At 57.0% G+C, this 3,031-nt stretch carries 2 protein-coding genes and 1 pseudogene; all 3 read right to left on the reverse strand.

What is annotated here, in order from left to right; genetic code table 11:
- Positions 1–176, reverse strand: a pseudogene (locus RR51_RS31705) (TraR/DksA family transcriptional regulator); the annotation flags it as partial.
- Positions 176–1,027 (reverse strand): universal stress protein, encoded by an 852-nt coding sequence (locus RR51_RS28275; RefSeq protein ID WP_003090760.1) that lies wholly within the window; start codon positions 1,025–1,027, stop codon positions 176–178. The pseudogene RR51_RS31705 and the gene RR51_RS28275, both read right to left, overlap by 1 nt.
- 14 nt (positions 1,028–1,041) lie before the next feature.
- Positions 1,042–2,529 carry a SulP family inorganic anion transporter gene (locus tag RR51_RS28280; protein WP_003090759.1) on the reverse strand — a complete coding sequence of 496 codons (1,488 nt, stop codon included), beginning with the start codon at positions 2,527–2,529 and terminating at the stop codon, positions 1,042–1,044.
- Positions 2,530–3,031 lie beyond the last annotated feature (502 nt).

Raw genomic sequence — 3,031 nt, forward strand, 5'->3', positions numbered from 1 at the left:
TTCATCGCTTGTTGCTGGAGTGCGTCCATTCTCGATAGACGCCCCACCTTGCTTTGATCCAGCTCTACCGATTGCGAGCGAGACTCAGCGTCTCCCAGCAATCGATCCAGCTCGGCAGCCCGCTGTTCCAGTAGGGTCTTGAAATGGGCAAGATCGAGGGCGTCGTCCAGGCTCATTAGCGCAGCAGTAACAGCGGACTGGTGGTGGTACGGAGCATGCTGGTAGTGGTGCTGCCGACCAGGAACTGCCGGATACGTGAGTGTCCATAAGCCCCCATCACTAGCAGATCGATGCCATGCTCTTTCTGATAGGCGTGCAGGGTACGTTCTATTTCACCGCTCCGAGTCTCAGCGCGAACGGTAAATCCGGCGTTGATCAGCACTTTCTGCGCCCAGTCCAGCTGCGCGGACGCTTCGTCGTTCACGGGCCCAACCATGACCAGATGGATCGGCAGCCCCTTCAGCAGCGGGCTGGCTGCCAGCATCTCCACACCCTTGCGGGTTGTAGCGCCGCCATCGAATGCCAGCATCGCGCTCTTGGGCTTTTGGAAGTTGGCCGGGGTGACCAGGATTGGCCGGTGCATGATACGAATAACGCTTTCCAGCTGGCTTCCGACATGCTGACTCAGACCGCCACTAGACTCGCCCTGGCGACCGATAACCAGCAAGCGCGTTTCACTTTGCAGCTCTTGCAAGCTCTCCAGTAAATCGCCATGTCGCTGCTTGGACTCCGGTGCGCGCACACCATCATTCACGGCCCGTTCTTTCGCGGCTGCAAGCATGATTCGCCCTTGTTCAAGGGCCAACTTGCCGCGCTGTTCATCCAGGGAAGCAAGCTCATCAAGCAGGTGCTCGCGGCTGCCAAGGCCAATGTTGCCACTCAAATCTGCTGCAACCGGATACTGGCGCTGATCCAGCACATGCAGGAAGGTCAGCGGCGCTTCCAGGCTCAGACTGGCCCAGGCCGCGTAGTCGCAAACAGCTGGAGCCGAGGTGGAACCGTCGATACAGGCAATTACGTGGGTCATTGTTGTTCTCCTTCTCAGTGGCCCATGAGTTGATCAATGGCGTCAGGTTTATCGTGAACACCAAAGCGATCCACGATAGTGGCGCTGGCCTCGTTTAAGCCCAGCACTTCGACTTCAGTACCTTCACGGCGGAACTTAATGACTACCTTGTCCAGGGCTGCAACAGCGGTGATATCCCAGAAGTGTGCACGATTCAGGTCGATGGTTACCTTGTTCAGGGCTTCCTTGAAGTCGAAGGCTGCGACGAACTTGTCAGCCGAGCTGAAGAACACCTGACCGGTGACGTTATAGCTACGATGCTCGCCGGCTTCGTCCAGCGAAGAACTGATCGCCATGTAATGGCCAACCTTGTTGGCGAAGAACATCGCAGCCAGTAGCACGCCGGCTAACACGCCGAAGGCCAGGTTGTGGGTGGCCACCACGACCACCACGGTGACGACCATGACAATGTTGGTCGACAACGGATGCTTCTTCAGGTTGCGCAGCGAATCCCAACTGAAGGTGCCGATGGACACCATGATCATCACTGCCACCAGCGCAGCCATTGGGATCTGCTTCAGCCAGTCGCCGAGGAAAACCACCATCAGCAGCAGAAATACGCCTGCGGCAAGAGACGACAGGCGAGAACGACCGCCGGATTTCACGTTAATGATCGACTGACCAATCATCGCGCAGCCAGCCATACCGCCGATCAGACCCGAAGCAATGTTGGCCACGCCCTGGCCCTTGCACTCGCGGTTCTTGTCACTCGGGGTGTCGGTCAGGTCGTCGACAATGGTCGCGGTCATCATCGACTCCAACAGACCGACCACAGCCAGTGCTGCCGAATAAGGAAAGATGATGGCCAGCGTCTCGAATGTCAGCGGCACATCAGGCCAGAGGAAGATCGGTAGCGTATCCGGCAGTTCACCCATATCACCGACCGTGCGGATATCCAGACCAACCGACATGGCGACGGCGGTCAGCACGATGATGCACACCAGCGGCGATGGGATGAGCTTGCCGATCTTGGGGACATAGGGGAACAGATAGATGATGCCGAGGCCTGCGGCTGTCATGGCGTAGACGTGCCAGGTGACATTAGTCAGCTCGGGCAGCTGAGCCATGAAAATCAGGATCGCCAGTGCATTGACAAAACCGGTCACCACCGAGCGCGAGACGAAGCGCATCAGCGATCCGAGCTTCAGGTAGCCAGCAGCAATTTGTAGCACGCCACATAGCAGCGTGGCGGCCAGCAGATATTCAAGACCATGGTTCTTGACCAGAGTCACCATCAGCAGTGCCATGGCACCCGTTGCGGCCGAAATCATGCCTGGGCGGCCACCGACAAAGGCGATCACCACAGCGATACAGAAAGAGGCGTAAAGGCCGACCTTAGGGTCAACGCCAGCAATGATCGAGAAGGCGATGGCTTCAGGGATTAGGGCCAGTGCGACCACAAGACCGGCGAGGATGTCGCCACGGATGTTGGATAACCAGGTTTGTTTTAACGAGTGGAGCATCAGAATTCCCAAGGCAATGGATCGCGCAGCACAGCATGGCGCAGGCCAAGTGCAGCTGGTCGATACGAGGTCAAATGTCGGATGTAGAGGAGCTGTGGCGGGTGTTAAAACCTAAAGCACAGCAGAAAGCGACCGCTGGCAGAGCAAGCAGTCACAGATGATGCGGGGGGGCGAAGCGCTATGGCGGCGTAGGCAGCCAGATCATGTTTTGCAGGGTAAGCATGAGGTCTTATCGAGTGTCTTTAGTAACTCAATGGCCGCAACAGTCTACAGGAAGAGGGCAATTTCTGCGAGTCACCCCCGGACTAGGGCGTCCTGTTTGGATGTCAGCCTGAGCTATACCCTAACTGTGTCATTTTCAGAAGACGACTGCACCAGTTGATTGGGCGTAATGGCTGTTGTGCAGCCAGCTCCTGACAGTTCAATATCAGAAGTGATCTGCACCAATCTCGACTATGCTCAATACTCGTGTGCACCAAAGCGAGGTGAGCATGGCGACGGA

Origin of the sequence: Pseudomonas sp. C5pp (genome assembly GCF_000814065.1) — a bacterium.
Taxonomy (GTDB): Bacteria; Pseudomonadota; Gammaproteobacteria; order Pseudomonadales; family Pseudomonadaceae; genus Aquipseudomonas; species Aquipseudomonas asiatica.